This window comes from Pseudomonas palleroniana (assembly GCF_003031675.1).
Taxonomy (GTDB): Bacteria; Pseudomonadota; Gammaproteobacteria; order Pseudomonadales; family Pseudomonadaceae; genus Aquipseudomonas; species Aquipseudomonas palleroniana.
In genome coordinates, this window is record NZ_PYWX01000070.1 from 1 (window position 1) to 18,093 (window position 18,093).

Genomic DNA, 18,093 nt, shown 5'->3' on the forward strand with positions numbered 1-18,093 from the left:
CGTAGCAGGCCCATTTTTGAGGCCGCTGCGCGGCCTATCGGGAGCAAGTCGAATCGTCGCACCGCCCCTCCCACAATTTATTCATCACCCGCTTTATCGCTTAACTGACTGGCATTAGGGCTTGCCGCGCGCTGGGTGGCGCAGCCGCCCCAATAAGAACGCCACAGTATTTTCAGTGAAACCGAGGTGCCTGGGTTAGGGCCGCTTCGCAGCCCAGCGCGGGGCGAGCCCGCTCACTACAGATCAGTCGACGATGAAGAGTTTCGCGCCGATGGCCGTCGAGGAGCGATGGCCCTCCATGTCATTGCCCACCTGATAACTCATCCCGGCCGTCAGAATGAACCGGCGGCCATCTTCCAGCTCCGTGTGCAACTCGCCTTCAAGGCACAACAGCACATGCCCTCTCCAGCACCAATGATCCGCCAGGTAACCGGGCGTGTACTCCACCAGACGCACGCGGGTGGTGCCGAAATGGCAAGTACGCCATAAGGCATTGCCGGTAACGCCAGGATGGGTTGTGGGTTCGAGGGTGGCCCAATCCGTGGTGCCAAACGGGACAGCGGTAAGATCCATGGGACACTCGGTCGTCAGTTAGCGTGGCATGAAACTACCGGGCCAAGGCCGTTGGCGATAGACACAGATCCGACGGGTTTGCGGGATACAGGTGCCTTCGCTTGTCAGGCAAGCAAGTGCGGGGGTTCTGCAGGATTCAAACCGCAGCCAGCCGCTTCACCATCGGCACACACGCCAGCGTCAGCCCCGACGGCGAGTGATAGACCGCCTGCTCCTCACCCACATATCCGCAGGCACGGTAGAAGCTTGCCGCGTTCAGCGTGGCGTCCAGCACCACTTCTTCAATCGCCAATGCCCGCGCCACGCTTTCCAGATGATCGAGCATTGCCTTGCCGTACCCGCGGCCGGTGAAGGCCGGCAGTACAAACAACGCGCCGACTTCATTGTTGGCAAGGTCGAGCATGCCGGTGGCGACAGGCTGACCGTTCACCCACCCCAGGTAAAACAGTTTTTCCATCAGGGCGTTGTAACCGTCGCTTGCGCAACCTCGGGTCCAGAGCGCCATTTGCTCAGCGCTGTAGGCACCGATGCATTGACCGCGAATGGCCTCGCGGCGAATCTCAAACGCGCGGTCAGCATCGTCTGGCGTGGCTCGTCTTATATCCAACCGTACTGCCTCCTTCCATGACTTCAAATTGCCACTAGCCCATTTGTGCTAATCGACCCTGCCGGTCCCCGGCGCTATATTCCCCGGCACTTCCAACGCTCCGCCAACACCGTGCCTCCAGGGCGCGAGGGCTCGTTGCGCGTTGGAAAAGCCATAACAACCCCAAGGAAGATCCATCATGAAACTCCACGCTCCCCTGACCCGCCTCGCCCTGCTCGGTACTTTGATTATCGGTGTGGCCGGTTGCAGCAATATCAAGCCCACCGAAGACCATCTCAAGACGCTGTCGGAAACCAACCTGGGTGAGCCGGTCAAGCGTATCTCCAATGTGCGCAATGACTCCATGACGACCTATTACATCGCCAGCACCGCCAGCGGTGATTACAACTGCTCCGTGCCCAGCGGTGCCAGCGGCGGCATGTTCGCCGTGGCCAGCTTCGGCATGATGAAGCCGGCCGCTTACTGCCAGCCCAAAGGGGCTCGCGGCAATGGCTTGGTGCCGTTCAACTGATCACCGCCTGCTGGCTGAGGTCACGCAGGGCGCCGCGCAGTTCCGCGGGGCGTACCGGCTTGGACAGAATCGCGATCTGGCGGTCGTGCAACGCGGCCTGGATTTTCTCCACATCGTGCCCGGTGAGGATCAGCGCCGGGACCGCCCAGCCGCGTTGCGCCCGCAAGGCGTCGATGCACTCGATACCGGTGGCATGATTGCCCAGGTCGTAGTCGGCGACGATGATGTCGCAATCGCTGACCAGGTCGCGCCCTGACAGTTCGGCCTGTACCTCGCAGCCCCAGCGCTCCAGCAGCGCCTGGGTCGCGAGCAGCACGTTCTGGTCATCTTCCACCAGGCACACTTTCAAACCGGTCAGCAGACCGACCTGTCGCGCATCATCACGGGGTGCCGGGGTCTGCGGTGCGGTCGCCAGGGTCAGGCCGTACAGGCTCACGGAGGTGCCATGGCCCACCCGCGAACGCAGGTTCACCTGCACGCCCATCAGTTGCCCCAGGCGCTTGACGATGGACAGCCCCAGGCCCACGCCTTCGACGTCTTTATCCCGGCGGTGGCGCACCCGGTAAAACTCCTCGAAGACCTTGGACAGATGCTCCTCGGCAATCCCCCGGCCCCGATCATGAATCTCCACCGCCAAGCCACCTTGACGAATGCGCACGCCGATCAGCACTGGCCGATGCGCGCCGTATTTGAAGCAGTTGGACAGCACGTTCTGCACCATCGTGGCCAACAGCGCAGGGTCTACCAATACCCAGTGAGCACACGGCCGCAAGCGCAGTTCCACGCCGGCCCAACGCGCGGCCTCGGCATTCTGGCGCACCAGGTCGGTCAGAAAATCGCCCAGGTTCACCGGCTGGTACTTGGGCAGCAGGCGGCCGTTGTCGAGGGTGTAGAGGTCGAGAATCGAACGGAACAATTGCGAGACGTTGAGCAGCGAACGGTCGATGTTATCCACCAGCCGCCGCTCTTCATCGCCCAGGCGCGCTTCACGCAGGCACGCGGTGAACAGGCCGATGGAGTGGATCGGCTGGCGCAAGTCGTGACTGGCCTGGGCGAGGAAGCGGGATTTTTCCAGGTTGGCGGCGATGGCCTGTTCAGACGCCTTGCGCGTGCGCTCGAGCAGGATATGCGCATACACCGGGATCACGGTGCTGGTGATCATCAGCATCAGCACCATGAAGGGCTGTGCCTGCCACACCGGCGTAAGCCGATACACGATCAGCAGCGCCAGCAACGCCAATGCCGTGGCGATCGCCAGATAGCGCGAGCCATAGCGCATGCCATTGCCCAGGTTGACCCACACCATCACCGCATACAGCGGCAGCGCCGCCTCGCCTCCCACCACCATGCCGAACGAGGTGCCGGTGTAGTCATGCACCATGCCGAAGATTCGCCGCGCCGGGTAATGCCCGGGCCAGCGCACGATGACCTGGCGCAAGGCGATGGATGCCAGCAGGAACACAAGGATGTAGAGAATGACCGGCAGGTAGGTGTCCACCGACTGCCCGGGCAGGAAGCCCAGCGCGCCGATGTACACGATAGCGATGCTGGCAACCACAATTCGCAGGTTGGCCTGGTCGAGTTCGGAGTTGGTCTCATGACTCATGCACTACGTCCTTGTCGTCACGTTCAGCGTATCAAGGGGACTGAGCGGGCATCCCGCCCGGTGGTAAAGTAACATGCCTCAGCAACGTCGTGCCCCAGGAAGGAGCCCACCATGACAGGCCGGATCATCATTGCCGACGACCACCCGATGTTTCGCGAAGGCATGGCGCGCACGGTACAACGGCTGCTGCCCGGCGCCGTGATCCAGGAAGCCGGCGACCTGGACGCGGTGCAAGCCTTGCTGCTGGATCCCGGCGAGGTCGATACGTTGATCCTCGACCTGCGCTTCCCCGGCCTGACCTGCATGAGCCAACTGGCCAAGCTGCGCCAGCAACTGCGCCGCACCACCCTGGTGGTGGTGTCGATGGTGGATGACCGTGAGTTGATCGAACAGGTCATGGCGCTGGGCGTCGACGGTTTTATCGGCAAGAACATTGCCCCGGATGAAATCGGCCAGGCGTTGCTGGCGATCCGCGAAGGCGAAGTGCTCGTCAAGTTCGCCCCCTCCGGCCTGCTGCCGCTGGACACCCACACCCTCACCCCGCGCCAGCAGGAAGTGCTGCGCCTGATCGCCCAGGGCAAGACCAACAAGGAAATCGCCAAAGCCCTGGCTATCTCGCCGTTTACCGTGCGCATTCATGTGTCGTCGCTGCTGCGCGCACTGGATGTGCCGTCGCGTGCGGCCGCAGCGGTGAAGTATTCGGGGGAGTTCTAGGCGCTTGACGATGCACAGCCGCGCCCACCGGCTGCATCCGATATTTATGCTCAATTCCCAGCTTAATAATATTTTATTAAAAACCGCCCTCCCCCTAGCCTTGAAGTCATGCCCAAGCTGAATCCAACTGCATTACGCAAGGACAGACACATGACTCAAGCAATAACAACAATAGACACGCTGGTGGTGGGAGCCGGTCAAGCCGGCGTCGCCATGAGCGAGCACCTGAGCAAGCAAGGCGTGCCGCATCTGGTGCTGGAGCGCAGCCGCATTGCCGAGCGCTGGCGCACCGGCCGTTGGGACTCGTTGGTGGCCAACGGGCCGGCTTGGCATGACCGTTTTCCCGGGCTGGAATTTGATGACGTGGCCGCCGACGGCTTCGCCCCGAAGGAACGCGTCGCCGCCTACTTCGAAGCCTATGCCCGCAAGTTCAATGCGCCGATACGCACCGGTGTCGATGTGCTTTCTGTGGTGCGTAATGTGGGCCGCCCCGGTTTCACCGTGCACACCAGCGAAGGGGTGATCGAAGCCAACCGTGTGGTGGCGGCGACCGGGCCGTTCCAGAAGCCGGTGATTCCGGCGATTGCGCCCAAGGACACCGAGCTGCATCAGATCCATTCCGCCGACTACCGCAACCCTGCGCAACTGCCGGCAGGCGCCGTGCTGGTGGTGGGGGCCGGTTCGTCCGGCGTGCAGATCGCCGATGAACTGCAACGCTCCGGGCGCCAGGTGTACCTGTCGGTCGGCGCTCACGACCGCCCGCCGCGTGCCTACCGCAAGCGTGATTTCTGCTGGTGGCTGGGCGTGTTGGGCGAGTGGGACCAGGCGGCGATGAAACCCGGCCGCGAGCACGTGACCATTGCCGTCAGCGGCGCCCACGGCGGCAAGACCATCGACTTTCGCGAACTGGCCCAGCAAGGCATGACCCTGGTCGGCCTGACCCAGTCCTTCGCCGGCAACGTCGCCCGCTTCCAGGCCAACCTGGTGGAAAACCTGGCACGTGGTGATGAGAACTACCTGGCCCTGTTGGATGCGGCAGACGCCTACATCGAGCGCAACGGCCTCGACCTGCCGGAGGAGCCCGAAGCCCGCCGCGTGTTCCCCGACGCCGAGTGCATCCAGCAGCCGATCCTGGAACTGGACCTGGCCAAGGCCGGCATCACCTCGATCATCTGGGCCACCGGGTTTGCCGTGGACTACAGCTGGTTGAAAGTCGACGCGTTCGACGCCGCCGGCAAGCCGCAACACCAGCGCGGTGTGGCCAGCGAATCGGGCATCTACTTCCTCGGTTTGCCGTGGCAATCGCGTCGGGGTTCGTCGTTCATCTGGGGGGTGTGGCACGACGCCAAATACGTGGCCGACCACATCGCCATCCAGCGCCAATACCTTGAATACCGCGAAGCCGCCCCGGTGGCTCGCCCGTCCCCTGTCAGCGCCTGATCACTTTTTTGCCGGAGTCTTTTTGATGCCTACTCACACTCGCATCCGCATGTTCAACACCAAGCAAACCTACCCCAACCAGAGCCTGGACAACGACCTGTGCCAGGCCGTGCGCGCCGGCAACACCGTGTATGTGCGCGGCCAGGTGGGCACGGATTTCGAAGGCAACCTGATCGGCCTCGGCGACCCACGTGCCCAGGCCGAGCAAGCCATGCGTAACGTCAAGCAGTTGCTCGAGGAAGCGGGCTCCGACCTGTCGCATATCGTCAAGACCACCACCTACCTGATCGATCCGCGCTACCGCGAACCGGTGTACCAGGAAGTCGGCAAGTGGCTCAAAGGAGTATTCCCGATTTCCACCGGGTTGGTGGTGTCGGCCCTGGGTCAGCCACAGTGGTTGATGGAAATTGACGTGATCGCGGTTATCCCAGAGTAAGGAGGCAACCCATGACCTTTTCCATCGTTGCCCGCTGCGCGGACACCGGCCAGCTGGGGATCGCCATCAGTTCCTCAAGCATCGCCGTAGGCGCCCGTTGCCCGTGGCTGCGGCCCGGTGTCGGCGCGGTGTCGACCCAGAACATCACCCTGCCGGCGCTCGGCCCAGATGTACTCGACCTGCTGGAACAGGGCCTCGCACCGGCCGACGCCCTCGACAAGGCCCTGACGAGCAACGGCTACAGCCAGTACCGGCAACTGACGGCGATTGATCACCTGGGGCGCAGCGTACATTTCAGCGGCAGCGAAACCCTCGGCACGCACAATGCCGTGTCAGGCGAACAGTGTGTGGCGGCGGGCAATATGCTCGCCGATCGCGGTGTGATCGAGGCGATGGTCATGGCCTTTGAACAGAGCGAAGGCCAATTGGCGGACCGGTTGCTGGCGGCAATGCACGCGGCCATCGCCGCCGGTGGCGAAGCCGGCCCGGTGCATTCCGCTGCGCTGGTGGTGGTGGGTGAGCTGACCTGGCCGATCATCAACCTGCGCGTGGACTGGGCCGATGAAGCGCCCATCGTTGAGCTGCAAAAACTCTGGGACGCGTACCGCCCGCAGGTGCAGGACTACATCGACCGTGCGCTCGCCCCTGATCGCTCACCCGGCTACGGCGTGGCCGGAGATGACCGATGAGCCACAGCCGCGCATTGCTGCAAACGCTGGTGGGGTTCGACACCACCAGCCGCGAATCCAACCTGCAGTTGATCGAGTACGTACGTGATTACCTGGCCGGTTTTGGCGTGGCCTGTGAGTTGATCTACAACGACGAACACAGCAAGGCCAACCTGTTCGCCAGCATCGGCCCGGTGGAACTGCCGGGTATTGTGCTGTCGGGGCATACCGACGTTGTGCCGGTGGATGGCCAACCCTGGAGCGTGCCGGCGTTTGCGCTGACCGAGCGCGACGGCAAGCTGTTTGGCCGGGGCACGGCCGACATGAAGGGCTATATCGCTTGCGTGCTGGCGCTGGTTCCGGCGCTGGTCAAGGCGACGCTGCGCAGGCCGGTGCACATTGCCCTGTCGTATGACGAAGAGGTCGGTTGCCTGGGCGTGCGCTCGCTGCTGGCAGTGCTGGAACAGCGGCCGGTCAAACCGATGTTGTGCATCATCGGCGAACCGACGGAACTGAAACCGGTGCTCGGCCACAAGGGCAAGCTGGCCATGCGCTGTGATGTGCACGGCGAAGCCTGCCATTCGGCGTATGCGCCCTACGGCGTGAATGCCATCGAACATGCCGCCGACCTGATTGGCGAACTGGGACGCATCGGGCAACGCCTGCGCGAGCAACAAGACCCAAGGTTTGATCCGCCCTTCAGCACCGTGCAGGCCGGTGTGATCAGCGGCGGCAAGGCGCTGAATATCGTACCGGCCGACTGCCGGTTTGACTTTGAGGTTCGCGCACTGCCCTCCCAGGATCCGGCCGAGGTCGCACAAGCCCTGCAAGCCTATGCCAGGCAACAGGTGCTGCCACGCATGCAGGCGGTGAGCGCGCAGAGTGACATCCGGTTTACCGCGCTGTCGGCTTATCCGGGGTTGGTCACCGATGAGCGCAGCCAGGCGGCGGAGTTGATTGCCGCGTTTTGCGGTTCTCGGGCCTTCGGCACCGTGGCGTTTGGTACCGAAGGCGGGTTGTTTGATGCCATGGGCATACCCACCGTGGTATGCGGGCCTGGGAGCATGGAGCAGGGGCATAAGCCCGATGAATTCGTGAGCCTGGAACAACTGGCGGGCTGCGACGCCATGCTGCAACGGATGCTGGACTCGATTCGCGCCTGAGCCGGACACAGCCCTCACCGCCCTTCCCGGCCTGACACATTCGAACAGGCCTGGCGCCGGATGTTGCCTACTACTTTGTGGCTGTCCGGCGCTTTCGCTGTAAAAACTTATCCTCCTGCAAAGATGAAATGTTCCGCCACATTTGGTGAGTTATCGCCTGGAACCGAAGGAACTTAAAGACCACCCATGAAGGCAGTCAAACTTGACGGGTTATACCCTGATCAACTTACAGGTACTTATCATGAGTAGTATTTCATCTTCGCTTTCAGCCCCACAGTTGGATCCAGATACCCAAGTGCGTGCTGTGCGCTCAAGTGAAGCGCAGGCTAAACCAACTAGTCCTCAGTTCACCATAAAACAAGAAGACCTGGCTGATGTCATGGACTTTTTCTACGATGCCGTCAGCTGGAATCGGGTCAAAGTCAAACTGGAATTCAATCAAGCGACCGTGAATGACTTTGGCGGCGGGCACGGCACTTACCATACGGTCAAATTCAGTTTCATACCGGACCGGGCGGACGGCACTTTCAGCCCCGACTACTTGGACAAAACCGAAAGGGCAACACTCATGTTTGAAGGCAGAATGAGAAGTGCGGGAATTACGAACTACGCCCCTGTCGAGTAACACATTAGTTATCTGAAAGTTTTAACCCACCCCAAGTAACCCATGAGTATCAATATGAACAATATTCAATCCTCCCTTTATTCAAACACCCTTCAAGCGGCACCGGAGGCATTGCGCATGCGCCCCGAACCCAATACGCCGGACAAAGAATCCAACCGCATCACCGTAAGAAAAGAAGACTTCGCGAGGGTCATCGATCTGCTCTCTGAAGCCGCCAGGCGCCACGGCACCCAAGTGACCATCGGGCAGCCGGAGTCGAGCAAACTGGATTATGGCGATGGGGCAATTGAATCAGAGACCTTCACCTTCAGCTTCCACCCTGACCAAGCCGATGGCACCTATAGCCCCCACTATCTGGAAAGCGTGAACAAAACCAACCAGTTGTTTGAAGACTGGATGCGCGTGGAATGCATCAGGAACTACGCGCCTGAATAACGGCCAGCGCTGTTAATCGTTCCCGCGCCTGGCGCGAGAACGATCCTGTCAGCCAAGCAGCCGCGCCAGTTCCTCGCGGCAGTAATCAACAAACAACTGCACCGGCTTGGTCAACGGCGCCCGCCGCAGCCATACCGCCGACAGGCCCGACCCGGTGACCGTCTCGGCCAACGGCACACACACCACCTTCTGCCCGTCATAGGCATACTCGGAATACGGCTTGGTCACCAGGATCGAAAAGCCGAACCCCCTGCCCACCATGCCCCGCACCATCTCGATCGATGGTGAGCTGAACACGATATTCGGCGTCAGCCCACGTTCTTCAAAGATGCTCACGAAGTAGGTCCGACTCGGCAGCACATCGAGCAAAATCATCGGCTCCAGCACCAGGTCCGCCAATGACACCTTGGCCTGCTGCGCAAAGCGGTGATCGGCCGGCAGCAAGGCATACGGCTGTTGCGGCGGCATCAATGGCGTCGTCTCGATGGTGCCGCCCAGGTCATGCTCGAACAGCATCGCCATATCGATACTGCCCGCCGTCAACGCCTGCACCAGCTCTTGTTGTTCGCCGTCGCGAATGAGGATTTCCACCCCCGGCCAACGCGCCTTGAAGCCTGCGATCAAGCGCGGCAGGTACAACGGCGCCACGGTCTCAAAGCAGCCGATATCGATCTGCCCCGCCACTACGTCATTGTCCGCCAGGGCGTTCTGCTCGAACTCATGGGCCACCCGCAACAGCTCCAGCGCCTTGCGATAAAACCGCGCTCCGCTGGGTGTGAGCGACACCCCCTGCGCGTGATGGCGGATAAACAGCTGCACGCCAAAGCTGTCTTCCAACTGCTTGATGGCGGTGGACACCGACGGTTGCGCGATATACAGCTTGCGCGAGGCCTCGGCGACGCTGCCGCATTCGGCCGTGGTTACAAAATATCTGAGCTGGCGCAGATTGTAAGCAGCCATCAGAACCTCCAGAAACGTGGGATTTCGCCCCAAACAAGTGCGTGAAAATCGGCTTTTTTACGAGGATTCAAGTGCATGCAACATACCGGAGCAGAATCCGCCGCGAGCTATATTTTTTAAGGTCTATAGCAACAAACTTACTAATTTACCTCCCTGCGCCCATTGCAGATGATCCCTCCAACAACAAAGAAAGCGCCTCTCCGTGCGGCGCACAGCGAAGTACGTCAACGTACTCACCTTGCCTTGGAGCTCGTCATGGTCACCACTGCAACATCCTCCGCCCCGCTTATCGAAAAACACACGATTGGATACGTGCCCCCGGAAGATCGCCACGGAAAGGTAAGAGACCTGTTCACCCTGTGGTTCGGCGGCAACATCGCGCCGTTGCCGATCGTCACGGGTGCGCTCGGCGTACAACTGTTTCACCTGAACCTGCTGTGGGGCATTGTCGCCATCCTCGTCGGCCACCTGGTCGGCGGCGTGTTGATGGCCTTGCATTCGGCCCAGGGCCCGCAGATGGGCATCCCGCAAATGATCCAGAGCCGCACCCAGTTCGGTTCGCTCGGCGCATTGCTGGTGGTGGTGATTGCCGGCGTCATGTACGTCGGCTTCTTCGCCTCCAACATCGTGCTGGCGGGCAAGTCCCTGCACGGCGTGGTCGACAGCGTACCGGTGCCGGTGGGCATCGTGATCGGCGCGATTGGCTCCGGCGTGATCGGCATTATCGGCTACCGCTTCATCCACGTGCTCAACCGCATCGGCACCTGGGTACTCGGCGCCGGCATCGTGCTGGGCTTCGGCTACATCTTCACCCATGTGCAGACCGCAGACTTTCTGACCCGTGGTGAATTCAACCTGTCCGGCTGGCTGGCGACCGTGTCGCTGGCGGCGCTTTGGCAGATCGCCTTTGCCCCCTATGTGTCGGACTACTCCCGCTACCTGCCGGCCGACGTACCGGTGGCGTCGACCTTCTGGACCACCTACCTGGGCTCTGCACTGGGCTCCAGCCTGGCCTTCATTTTCGGCGCCGTGGCCGTGCTCGCCACCCCGGTGGGCATGGACACCATGGACGCCGTCAAGCTCGCCACCGGCGCCATCGGCCCATTGATGCTGGTGCTGTTCCTGCTCAGCGTCATCAGCCACAACGCCCTCAACCTGTACGGCGCGGTGCTGTCGATCATCACCCTGGTGCAGACCTTCGCTTACCGCTGGATACCGACCGCCAAAAGCCGCGCGGTGATCTCGGTGCTGGTGCTGGCCGCATGTTCGATTGCCGCCGTGTTCGCCTCCAAAGACTTCATCGGCCACTTCGTCGACATGGTGCTGGTATTGCTGGTGGTGCTGGTGCCGTGGACGGCGATCAACCTGATCGACTTCTATGCGATCCACAAGGGCAAGTACGACATTGCCTCGATCTTCCGCGTGGACGGCGGCATCTACGGCAAGTACAACCCACAGGCGCTGCTGGCCTATGCGGTAGGCATCGTGGTGCAGATTCCGTTCATGAACACACCGTTGTACGTGGGCCCGATTTCCGAGCACATCAATGGCGCGGACCTGTCCTGGGTGGTGGGGCTGCTGGTGACGTCGCCGCTGTACTTCTGGTTGGCGAGCCGGGACAGCGCGTACAAGCGCCGCATGGAGGGGGGCAAGTTGGTCGGCGGGATCTGACGTGCGCAGGCTTGGCGAGAGGTCACCTGCCGCCAAGCCTGCTTACACCTCATTCAAAAAAACCGCGTCACACTACAAAGCGATTGACCAACTGATTCAGGTTGATCGCCAGTTTTGACATTTCACCGCAGGCACTCGCGGTCTGGCTGGCCCCCGCGGCACTCTGGGTGGCCAACTCGCGAATACTGACCAGATTGCGGTCAACTTCACGCGCAACATGCGACTGCTCTTCGGAGGCTGTCGCGATCAGCAGGTTACGTTCGTTGATCTGCACAATCGCCGTGGAAATCTGATCCAGCGAAGTACTGGCCTCTTGCGCCACACCCAGTGATTCAGTCGCCAGGTCCCGGCTCGTGTTCATCGCCTTCACTGCCAGGTCCGATTCACTCTGGATGCCGGCGATCATTTGCTCGATTTCCTGGGTCGACACCTGGGTGCGATGGGCCAATGCCCTGACTTCGTCAGCCACCACCGCAAAACCACGACCTTGCTCACCGGCGCGTGCCGCCTCGATCGCGGCGTTCAACGCCAACAGGTTGGTCTGCTCGGCAATCGCCCGAATCACATCCACCACTTTGGTGATGCTCTGCGCACGATCCGACAACCCCTGAATCTGTTCGCTGGTGTTTTCAACGTTACCGTTGAGCTTCTGGATCGATTGCAGCGTCTGCGCCACGCGTGCCAGGCCGACCTCGGTATAGCCCTGGGTACGCTTGGACTCCTCTGAAGCCGACTCCGCGTTGCGAGCGACCTCATCCACGGCCGCGCTCATTTCGGTGACCGCCGTGGCCGCCTGATTGACCTCATCATTCTGCGCCACCAGGCCCCGGCTCGACTCTTCCGTGACCGCCGTCATCTCCTCAGACGCCGAGGCCAACTGAGTAGACGAATCGGAAATCTGCATGATGGTACTGCGCAGGTTCGCCTGCATCTGCGCAAGCGCCTTCAACAAACGCCCGGCCTCATCCGTGCCGCTGACCAAAACCTCCTTGGACAGATCACTGCCGGCGATACGCTCCGCGACCGTCAAGGCATCATTGATCGGCGAGGTAATGCTTCGGGTCAGCAACAGCGCCAACCCCACCGTCAGCACGATAACCCCGGCAATCAGCCCCACGATCAGCCAAAACCCGTTGTTATAGACACTGGTGGAATACAACCCCGCCTCCGCTGCGCCATCATTGTTGAAGGTGGTCAACGCATTGATCTGCGTCTCCATCGCATCAGTCAGGGGCCGAATACCACTCCTCACCAGGCCGACCGCGCCCTCCAGGTCACCCTGGCGCATCAACGGCTCGAGCAGATCCAGTTGACGGATGTACGCCTCGGCGCTGGTTTTCACCGCCGTGTATAACGAGCGCTCTTTATCGCCCCCAACCAGAGGCTCGTAATTCGCCACGGCTTCGGTGAACGCCTTGCGGTAACCCGGGAAGGCTTCAAGAGTTTTTTGAATGGACGTGGGGTCAGCCAGACCCCGCTGCGTTTCAAGCCTCAAACGCAGGACCGTGCTGTTCATCAACGCCGTTTGTCGGACGCTGGCCATCCAGTTGAGTTCGACGTCCTTTTCGGAATCCTTCAGCTTGCCCATCTGCATGACTGCAAATACGCCCTGCACAAAGACCAGCGCGATGATTAACGCGAAAAAAAGCGCAGCGCGTGGGGCTACGTTGAGATTTCTGAGGCGCATGCGGGATACCTGTTTTTCGAGGGGGGGGGTGGAGGCGTTCAATACTGTATCGACTTGGGGGGGGAAAGTTTGAGGGGGGTCGGTGGTCGGGTAACGAGCTTGTACAAACCGTTGCTTAGCGATAGATTTTTTGCCCGAGAGGCTGGGCAAGGGGGAAATAATGGCAGTTGAAAAGCGGTGAAAGACTTAGGCGGCTATCGGCCAGAAGCGGCCCTTCCGCGCAGAACCAGTTTCTCTAACTCGCCTTATCTCTACCTGGTAAATTTGCTCATGTTCGAGCCGCACCTTAGATGACGTAGTCATCTACTGATCCGGACCGTGCCCCAAGCTCTTCAACCTCACGAACCACTGTACCAAGAATGCCGATCCCTTCATGAATCTGCTGCGTTGTCAGGCCGGCATAGCCCAAAATGAGCCCTGCCGGTCGCTCGTATTCTACCGACGTGGGTTCGGCAAACAGCGGCGAAAGCGGATATACGCCAACCCCGCGGTCGAGCGCTATCGCCTGCAACTTTGGCTCATCCTGAGCGCGAAGCGCGGGTAGCGTTAATACGCCATGCAAGCCCGCCGCCATGCCGACCAGTTGCCCATATTCCGCCAGATGTTGTTCAAAAGCCTCCAGTAATGCCCTTCGCCGCAGTTCATTCTCCCGCCGCAGGCGGCGAACGTGACGCTCATAGGTTCCACTTTCGATCAACGAGGCGAGCACGTTTTGCTCCCAGCGTGGTGAGTGTCGATCGGTCAGCCGTTTTGCTTCACGAAAAACGTGAACCAACTCGCGTGGAAGAACCAGATAACCCAACCTGAGTTGCGGTGAGAGTGCCTTGGAGAACGTTCCGACATAAATGACGCGAGCATCTGCGTCCATGGATTGCAGTGCGTCGATGGGCCGCTGGCCATAGCGAAACTCGCCGCCGTAATCGTCCTCAATGATCCACGCGCGATGTCGCCTCGCCCAACTCAGCAGTTCGAGGCGACGTGCAACAGGAAGCACCGCCCCCATGGGAAACTGGTGCGACGGAGTCACAAAGGCCAGACGCACGTGATCACCTTCCGGCAGAGCTCTGGTATCCAGTCCAGAGGCATCGACGGGGATGGGCAACGCCGTCGCGCCCGTGGCCTCAAAGCAATATCTGGCCATTCGGTAGCCAGGCTCTTCGAAGGCAAATGTATCTTGCGGGTTCAGCAAAAGCCGGGCGCACAGGTCAAGTCCTTGCTGCGAGCCATGCACTACGAGTATTTGATCCGCATCACACGCCAGACCGCGTGCCCGTCGCAGATAACCTTGCAGCGCATTGCGCAAGCGCTCTTCCCCTTCGGGGTGGCCGTAAGCGAGGCTCGGTTGATGCTTGACTAGTTCGGAACGGTAGGCGCGCTGCCAACCCAGCGCCGGAAAATCCCTGGAAGCGACCGAGCCGTACCTGAAATCGATGCGAGCTTGTGGTGACGCCATGTTGTACGGCGTCATGACGGCCACACGTTTCCCGTAAAGGGAAAGCACTGGCGGCAGTTCCTTTTGCTGCGCCGAATCCCCTTGGGCATACCCGGATTGAGTGCTGATTATGCTCGCTACCGTGGCGGCTTTGCCCACTGATGTTAATACAAAGCCTTCGGCCGCCAGTTGCTCATAAGCCGCCGTTACCGTGGTTCGCGACACGCCGAGTTCGGCCGCGATTGCCCGCGTCGACATGAGCCTCGTGCCGGCGGCAAGCGTGCCGTCTTCTATCTGCGCCCGTAGCCTGGCATAGATCCGACGTTGTGCGCCGCGAGAAAATGCATCCGGATTGGCTGAAAACTGGCCCATGGAAAAACCTCGAAACTGGCACTTTCGATGATGCAGGTCGTGGTCGACATTATGGACTCCCAACAATCGTAGTGAAATCCCCATGTACATTCCCGAACACTTCGCAGAGCACCGCCCGGAACAGTTACACCGAATTATCCGCGACAATCCGCTGGGCATCCTCGTGACTGAGGGTGAATCCGGCATGGATGCGGACCACATTCCCTTTGAACTCAATACCGGCCAAGGAACATACGGGCTGCTGACCGCTCATGTGGCCCGCGCCAATCCTGTGTGGCAACGTTGCACCGGCGGAACGCCTGTCATGGTGATCTTCAGGGGTGCAGAAGGCTACATCACGCCCAACTGGTATGCGTCCAAGCACGAAACGCATCGCCAGGTTCCCACATGGAACTATGAGGTGGTGCATGTGCATGGCGTCATGCGCGTGATGTCGGAAGAAAAGCTCCTGCGCCGCACCCTGGCCCTGCTGACTCGCCACCAGGAGTCCAAGGAGATCAAGCCCTGGAAGATGGGCGATGCGCCGCGTGAGTACCTGGACGAGATGGTGTCGAGAGTCGTCGGTATCGAGATCGAAATGCAGTGCGTCGAATGCAAGCGCAAGCTCAATCAAAACAAATCGCACGCCGATCGCTTGTCTGTGATCGCGCACTTGCGCGAGCGCGGGCACGTTGAGCTTTCTTCGATAATGCTGGCCAACCTTGAGCAGCCGGATCAGGGGGTAGCACCGTGGACCTTGAGTTGACCACCACCACGATTCTGGTGACCTTCGCCGGAGTTTTTTTGATCTGCTTTATGAAAGGTGCCTTCGGTGGAGGATTCTCCATTGTCGGCATTCCGCTGCTGTCGCTGGTGATGGATCCGCTCACAGCCGGCGGTCTGCTAGCGCCGTTGTTTATCGCGATGGACCTGTTCGGCTTGCGTTACTGGAAGCCATCCACTTGGTCTAAACCCGACTTGATGCTGTTGTTACCAGGTCTGATCTTCGGCATCGGTGTTGGCTATCTACTCTTTCGCGTCATTGATCACCGCGCAGTCGCCTTAGTGATGGCAGCGATTACCCTAATTTTTGTCGGCCTCTGGTTCAAGACCGGCGGGGAAATCAGGGTCGGCCAGCGCTCATCGCTCAAGGCGGTGTCCGCAGGCGTCACCTCTGGGATCACGACTATGGTCGCGCATTCTGGTGGGCCACCATTAGCGATGTACCTGTTGCCACTCGGTCTAAGCAAGAAAACCTATGCCGGCACCACTAGCATGTTCTTTACCGTAGGCAATCTGCTCAAGGCAGTGCCTTGGCTGCTGTTAGCCAGGCCCACCGGTAACGTGCTAAGCCTGATGGTCATCTGCCTGTTAGCAGTTCCAAGTGGTGTATGGCTGGGCTGGCGATTGCACACCAAGCTGGATCAACGCCAGATGTACCTTGGCTGCTACTGCCTGCTCGTAGTCACCGCAGTGAAACTTCTGTGGGACGGCATAAGTGGCTATATCGTCTGAAAATGCCTCACCACTATGAGGCCTAACATTACGGCCATTACCCGACTGGCTGCCAACGGGATGTTAGCAGTTAGAGGCCGTTCAAATGGCCTGTGACACTACGATGCTCTGCTCGGCTAGGCGTGCTTCATCGGGCTAAAATTAACGCTTGAGGACTTCGTCAGGGTAGTAACCGAGCATCTGAACTGGACGCAGATACTCAGACGGCGCTCCGAACAATTTAATCGAGCTGCTTCGAATGACGAAGTTAGGATTGAGCGGCGGCGTAATGTCACCGGCATATTGCGTGCCGTCGCTTAAGCCTCATCGAGTGCCTCGGAGACGCTGTTGATTGCAGATCCGGAACACTCTGAGGAAGGCATCACACAGCACTTGTGTGAACTGGCTTGCCTGCATTTTGGCTGAGCCGAATTCGGACTACGCGGCAGTAAAACTGGTCAGGGCTTGGACAGGCTCCTAAACCCCGCTTGGCCGCCCACCTTAACAACCAACCAGGCCAACAGCACCAATCCGAAGGTTGCCCAGGGGATCGATCCCACGCCTGTCGTCTCAAGCAGTACACCGCCCACTACGGCACTGCCCGCAAACGCGAGGTTCAGCACGGTCACCAGCATCGACTGAGCCACATCGGCACCGTCGGCAGCTGCATTCGCCAAAGCTGTCTGCAGCAGGGTCGGTGCACCGCTGTAACTCAGCCCCCAGGCAGTCATCGCCACATAAACCGCTATGGCAGGCAGGCCACCCAACGCCAATGCCAGCGATACCAGCGCAAACCCGGCAAGGCTCAACAGCACCAACCGCCGCAACCAGCGGTCAATCAGTAGCCCAGTGAGCCAGATACCCACGAGAGCCGCAATGCCGAACGCAAGCAATGCCTGCTCGACCTGTCGATCCAACCCGACCGATGCCAGGAATGCCGCAATATAGGTGTAGAGCATGTAATGAGCCATGATCCACAGCATAACTACCGTCAGCACCGGTCGCACACCTGGCCTGCACAAAACGTGGCCCAGGGACAAGCGCTGGCCAGCCCGTTGCCCGGCAAAGTCAGGGACATTTAGCCGAATCCAAACCATCAGGGCCAGGCTCAACGCCGCTAGCAGCCCGAACACATTGCGCCAACCGATCTGTTCACCCAGCCAGGCACTCAGTGGTACGCCCAGCGCCAAGGCGACGGGGATACCCAGCATAGCCACTGCCATCGCGCGGCCTTGCAAGGGCGCGGCGACCATGCGTCGCGCATAACCGGCCAACAGGCTCCACGCCACACCAGTGGCGACCCCGACGAGCAGGCGCGCGACCAGGGTGAGGGCAAAATACGGCGACAAGGCAGTTACCGCGTTGCACAAACAGAACACTCCCACTGTCAGTAATAGCACAAGGCGCCGTGGCCAACCTTGCAAGGCTAAGGTCAAGGGAACGGCCGCCAGCCCGGAACCGAGGGCACACGCGGTGACCCACTGCCCCGCCCATGCCTGGGATACCTCAAACGTGTCGGAGATATGTGGCAACAGGCCGGCGGGTACGCTCTCGTTGGCAGTGGCGATAAAGCTCGCGGTGGTCAGGGCCAGTAAGCCAGTGATGGGTAGTTCTGAGGACGGTGGGGGGGGTTGAATCGATTGTTCGCGGTTCATGACTTTGCTCGAAAAACAGGTGAGGCCTGATTGTGATGATGTGCCTGTGATTTGATAATTGGTCT

Annotated in this window: 18 protein-coding genes; 11 read left to right on the top strand and 7 right to left on the bottom strand. The window is 60.3% G+C overall.

The window, feature by feature from the left end; translation table 11 throughout:
* Positions 1 to 243: 243 nt before the first annotated feature.
* Together C9383_RS24075 and C9383_RS24080 are read right to left on the bottom strand one after the other, a co-directional pair.
* Entirely contained in the window at positions 244 to 573 is a 330-nt protein-coding gene (locus tag C9383_RS24075; protein WP_090370508.1) for a DHCW motif cupin fold protein, read from the bottom strand.
* 136 nt (positions 574 to 709) lie between these two features.
* Complete coding sequence (locus C9383_RS24080; protein ID WP_090370506.1) at positions 710 to 1,180, bottom strand: GNAT family N-acetyltransferase; 471 nt, start codon at positions 1,178 to 1,180, stop codon at positions 710 to 712.
* A 178-nt stretch (positions 1,181 to 1,358) separates the two neighbouring features.
* On the opposite strand from C9383_RS24080, the gene C9383_RS24085 reads away from it, so the two are divergent.
* Positions 1,359 to 1,691: a hypothetical protein gene (locus C9383_RS24085; protein ID WP_060752518.1), complete on the top strand. Its 333-nt coding sequence runs from the start codon at positions 1,359 to 1,361 to the stop codon at positions 1,689 to 1,691.
* Here the strand turns inward: C9383_RS24085 and C9383_RS24090 are convergent.
* Positions 1,684 to 3,297 (bottom strand): ATP-binding response regulator, encoded by a 1,614-nt coding sequence (locus tag C9383_RS24090; RefSeq protein WP_090370504.1) that lies wholly within the window; start codon positions 3,295 to 3,297, stop codon positions 1,684 to 1,686. The two genes, C9383_RS24085 and C9383_RS24090, sit on opposite strands and share 8 nt — an antisense overlap.
* Positions 3,298 to 3,408: 111 nt before the next feature.
* Between C9383_RS24090 and C9383_RS24095 the strand changes: the two genes are divergently transcribed.
* The 7 genes from C9383_RS24095 to C9383_RS24125 all read left to right on the top strand — a co-directional run bounded on the left by C9383_RS24095 (position 3,409) and on the right by C9383_RS24125 (position 8,778).
* The gene (locus tag C9383_RS24095) at positions 3,409 to 4,011 is read left to right on the top strand and encodes a LuxR C-terminal-related transcriptional regulator (protein WP_090370502.1); all 603 of its coding nucleotides are present in this window, start codon (positions 3,409 to 3,411) and stop codon (positions 4,009 to 4,011) included.
* Between the two features lie 108 nt (positions 4,012 to 4,119).
* A complete protein-coding gene (locus C9383_RS24100; RefSeq protein WP_413037836.1) occupies positions 4,120 to 5,451 on the top strand; it encodes a flavin-containing monooxygenase in 1,332 nt (443 codons plus the stop codon).
* 25 nt (positions 5,452 to 5,476) lie between these two features.
* Positions 5,477 to 5,887 carry a RidA family protein gene (locus C9383_RS24105; RefSeq protein ID WP_060752514.1) on the top strand — a complete coding sequence of 137 codons (411 nt, stop codon included), beginning with the start codon at positions 5,477 to 5,479 and terminating at the stop codon, positions 5,885 to 5,887.
* Between the two features lie 11 nt (positions 5,888 to 5,898).
* A complete protein-coding gene (locus tag C9383_RS24110) occupies positions 5,899 to 6,576 on the top strand; it encodes a DUF1028 domain-containing protein (protein WP_060752513.1) in 678 nt (225 codons plus the stop codon).
* Positions 6,573 to 7,718 carry an acetylornithine deacetylase gene (gene argE / locus C9383_RS24115; RefSeq protein ID WP_090370498.1) on the top strand — a complete coding sequence of 382 codons (1,146 nt, stop codon included), beginning with the start codon at positions 6,573 to 6,575 and terminating at the stop codon, positions 7,716 to 7,718. Before C9383_RS24110 ends, argE begins: the two co-directional genes overlap by 4 nt.
* A 241-nt stretch (positions 7,719 to 7,959) precedes the next feature.
* The gene (locus C9383_RS24120) at positions 7,960 to 8,343 is read left to right on the top strand and encodes a hypothetical protein (protein WP_143038207.1); all 384 of its coding nucleotides are present in this window, start codon (positions 7,960 to 7,962) and stop codon (positions 8,341 to 8,343) included.
* 54 nt (positions 8,344 to 8,397) lie between these two features.
* Positions 8,398 to 8,778, top strand: coding sequence for a hypothetical protein (locus tag C9383_RS24125; RefSeq protein WP_090370494.1), 381 nt, complete (start codon positions 8,398 to 8,400; stop codon positions 8,776 to 8,778).
* A gap of 48 nt (positions 8,779 to 8,826) precedes the next feature.
* Here C9383_RS24125 and C9383_RS24130 read toward each other — a convergent pair whose 3' ends face one another.
* Positions 8,827 to 9,738 (bottom strand): LysR substrate-binding domain-containing protein, encoded by a 912-nt coding sequence (locus C9383_RS24130; RefSeq protein WP_090370493.1) that lies wholly within the window; start codon positions 9,736 to 9,738, stop codon positions 8,827 to 8,829.
* A 255-nt stretch (positions 9,739 to 9,993) separates the two neighbouring features.
* Here C9383_RS24130 and C9383_RS24135 point away from each other — a divergent pair, with 255 nt between their 5' ends.
* Positions 9,994 to 11,409: a purine-cytosine permease family protein gene (locus C9383_RS24135; protein WP_090370491.1), complete on the top strand. Its 1,416-nt coding sequence runs from the start codon at positions 9,994 to 9,996 to the stop codon at positions 11,407 to 11,409.
* A 67-nt stretch (positions 11,410 to 11,476) separates the two neighbouring features.
* Here C9383_RS24135 and C9383_RS24140 read toward each other — a convergent pair whose 3' ends face one another.
* Positions 11,477 to 13,033, bottom strand: coding sequence for a methyl-accepting chemotaxis protein (locus C9383_RS24140; RefSeq protein WP_412047359.1), 1,557 nt, complete (start codon positions 13,031 to 13,033; stop codon positions 11,477 to 11,479).
* A 349-nt stretch (positions 13,034 to 13,382) separates the two neighbouring features.
* Positions 13,383 to 14,984, bottom strand: a complete 1,602-nt coding sequence (gene pdxR / locus C9383_RS24145) for a MocR-like pyridoxine biosynthesis transcription factor PdxR (protein WP_235863253.1) — start codon at positions 14,982 to 14,984, stop codon at positions 13,383 to 13,385.
* Between pdxR and C9383_RS24150 the strand changes: the two genes are divergently transcribed.
* Both C9383_RS24150 and C9383_RS24155 read left to right on the top strand, forming a co-directional pair.
* The gene (locus C9383_RS24150; protein WP_090370489.1) at positions 14,983 to 15,645 is read left to right on the top strand and encodes an FMN-binding negative transcriptional regulator; all 663 of its coding nucleotides are present in this window, start codon (positions 14,983 to 14,985) and stop codon (positions 15,643 to 15,645) included. The genes pdxR and C9383_RS24150 overlap by 2 nt on opposite strands.
* A complete protein-coding gene (locus tag C9383_RS24155) occupies positions 15,630 to 16,394 on the top strand; it encodes a sulfite exporter TauE/SafE family protein (RefSeq protein WP_090370487.1) in 765 nt (254 codons plus the stop codon). The genes C9383_RS24150 and C9383_RS24155 overlap by 16 nt, the downstream gene beginning before the upstream one ends.
* A 437-nt stretch (positions 16,395 to 16,831) precedes the next feature.
* On the opposite strand, the gene C9383_RS24160 is transcribed toward C9383_RS24155, so the two are convergent.
* Entirely contained in the window at positions 16,832 to 18,028 is a 1,197-nt protein-coding gene (locus tag C9383_RS24160) for an MFS transporter (protein WP_090370485.1), read from the bottom strand.
* Positions 18,029 to 18,093 lie beyond the last annotated feature (65 nt).

What these genes read in the sequence shown, in the direction of transcription:
- pdxR (WP_235863253.1), bottom strand. Translation starts at nt 14,984, where the DNA reads ATGGGGATTTCACTACGATTGTTGGGAGTCCATAATGTCGACCACGAC.
- C9383_RS24135 (WP_090370491.1), top strand. Translation starts at nt 9,994, where the DNA reads ATGGTCACCACTGCAACATCCTCCGCCCCGCTTATCGAAAAACACACG.
- C9383_RS24095 (WP_090370502.1), top strand. Translation starts at nt 3,409, where the DNA reads ATGACAGGCCGGATCATCATTGCCGACGACCACCCGATGTTTCGCGAA.
- C9383_RS24110 (WP_060752513.1), top strand. Translation starts at nt 5,899, where the DNA reads ATGACCTTTTCCATCGTTGCCCGCTGCGCGGACACCGGCCAGCTGGGG.
- C9383_RS24120 (WP_143038207.1), top strand. Translation starts at nt 7,960, where the DNA reads ATGAGTAGTATTTCATCTTCGCTTTCAGCCCCACAGTTGGATCCAGAT.
- C9383_RS24125 (WP_090370494.1), top strand. Translation starts at nt 8,398, where the DNA reads ATGAACAATATTCAATCCTCCCTTTATTCAAACACCCTTCAAGCGGCA.
- C9383_RS24075 (WP_090370508.1), bottom strand. Translation starts at nt 573, where the DNA reads ATGGATCTTACCGCTGTCCCGTTTGGCACCACGGATTGGGCCACCCTC.
- C9383_RS24085 (WP_060752518.1), top strand. Translation starts at nt 1,359, where the DNA reads ATGAAACTCCACGCTCCCCTGACCCGCCTCGCCCTGCTCGGTACTTTG.
- C9383_RS24150 (WP_090370489.1), top strand. Translation starts at nt 14,983, where the DNA reads ATGTACATTCCCGAACACTTCGCAGAGCACCGCCCGGAACAGTTACAC.
- C9383_RS24105 (WP_060752514.1), top strand. Translation starts at nt 5,477, where the DNA reads ATGCCTACTCACACTCGCATCCGCATGTTCAACACCAAGCAAACCTAC.
- argE (WP_090370498.1), top strand. Translation starts at nt 6,573, where the DNA reads ATGAGCCACAGCCGCGCATTGCTGCAAACGCTGGTGGGGTTCGACACC.
- C9383_RS24100 (WP_413037836.1), top strand. Translation starts at nt 4,120, where the DNA reads ATGCCCAAGCTGAATCCAACTGCATTACGCAAGGACAGACACATGACT.
- C9383_RS24160 (WP_090370485.1), bottom strand. Translation starts at nt 18,028, where the DNA reads ATGAACCGCGAACAATCGATTCAACCCCCCCCACCGTCCTCAGAACTA.
- C9383_RS24130 (WP_090370493.1), bottom strand. Translation starts at nt 9,738, where the DNA reads ATGGCTGCTTACAATCTGCGCCAGCTCAGATATTTTGTAACCACGGCC.
- C9383_RS24090 (WP_090370504.1), bottom strand. Translation starts at nt 3,297, where the DNA reads ATGAGTCATGAGACCAACTCCGAACTCGACCAGGCCAACCTGCGAATT.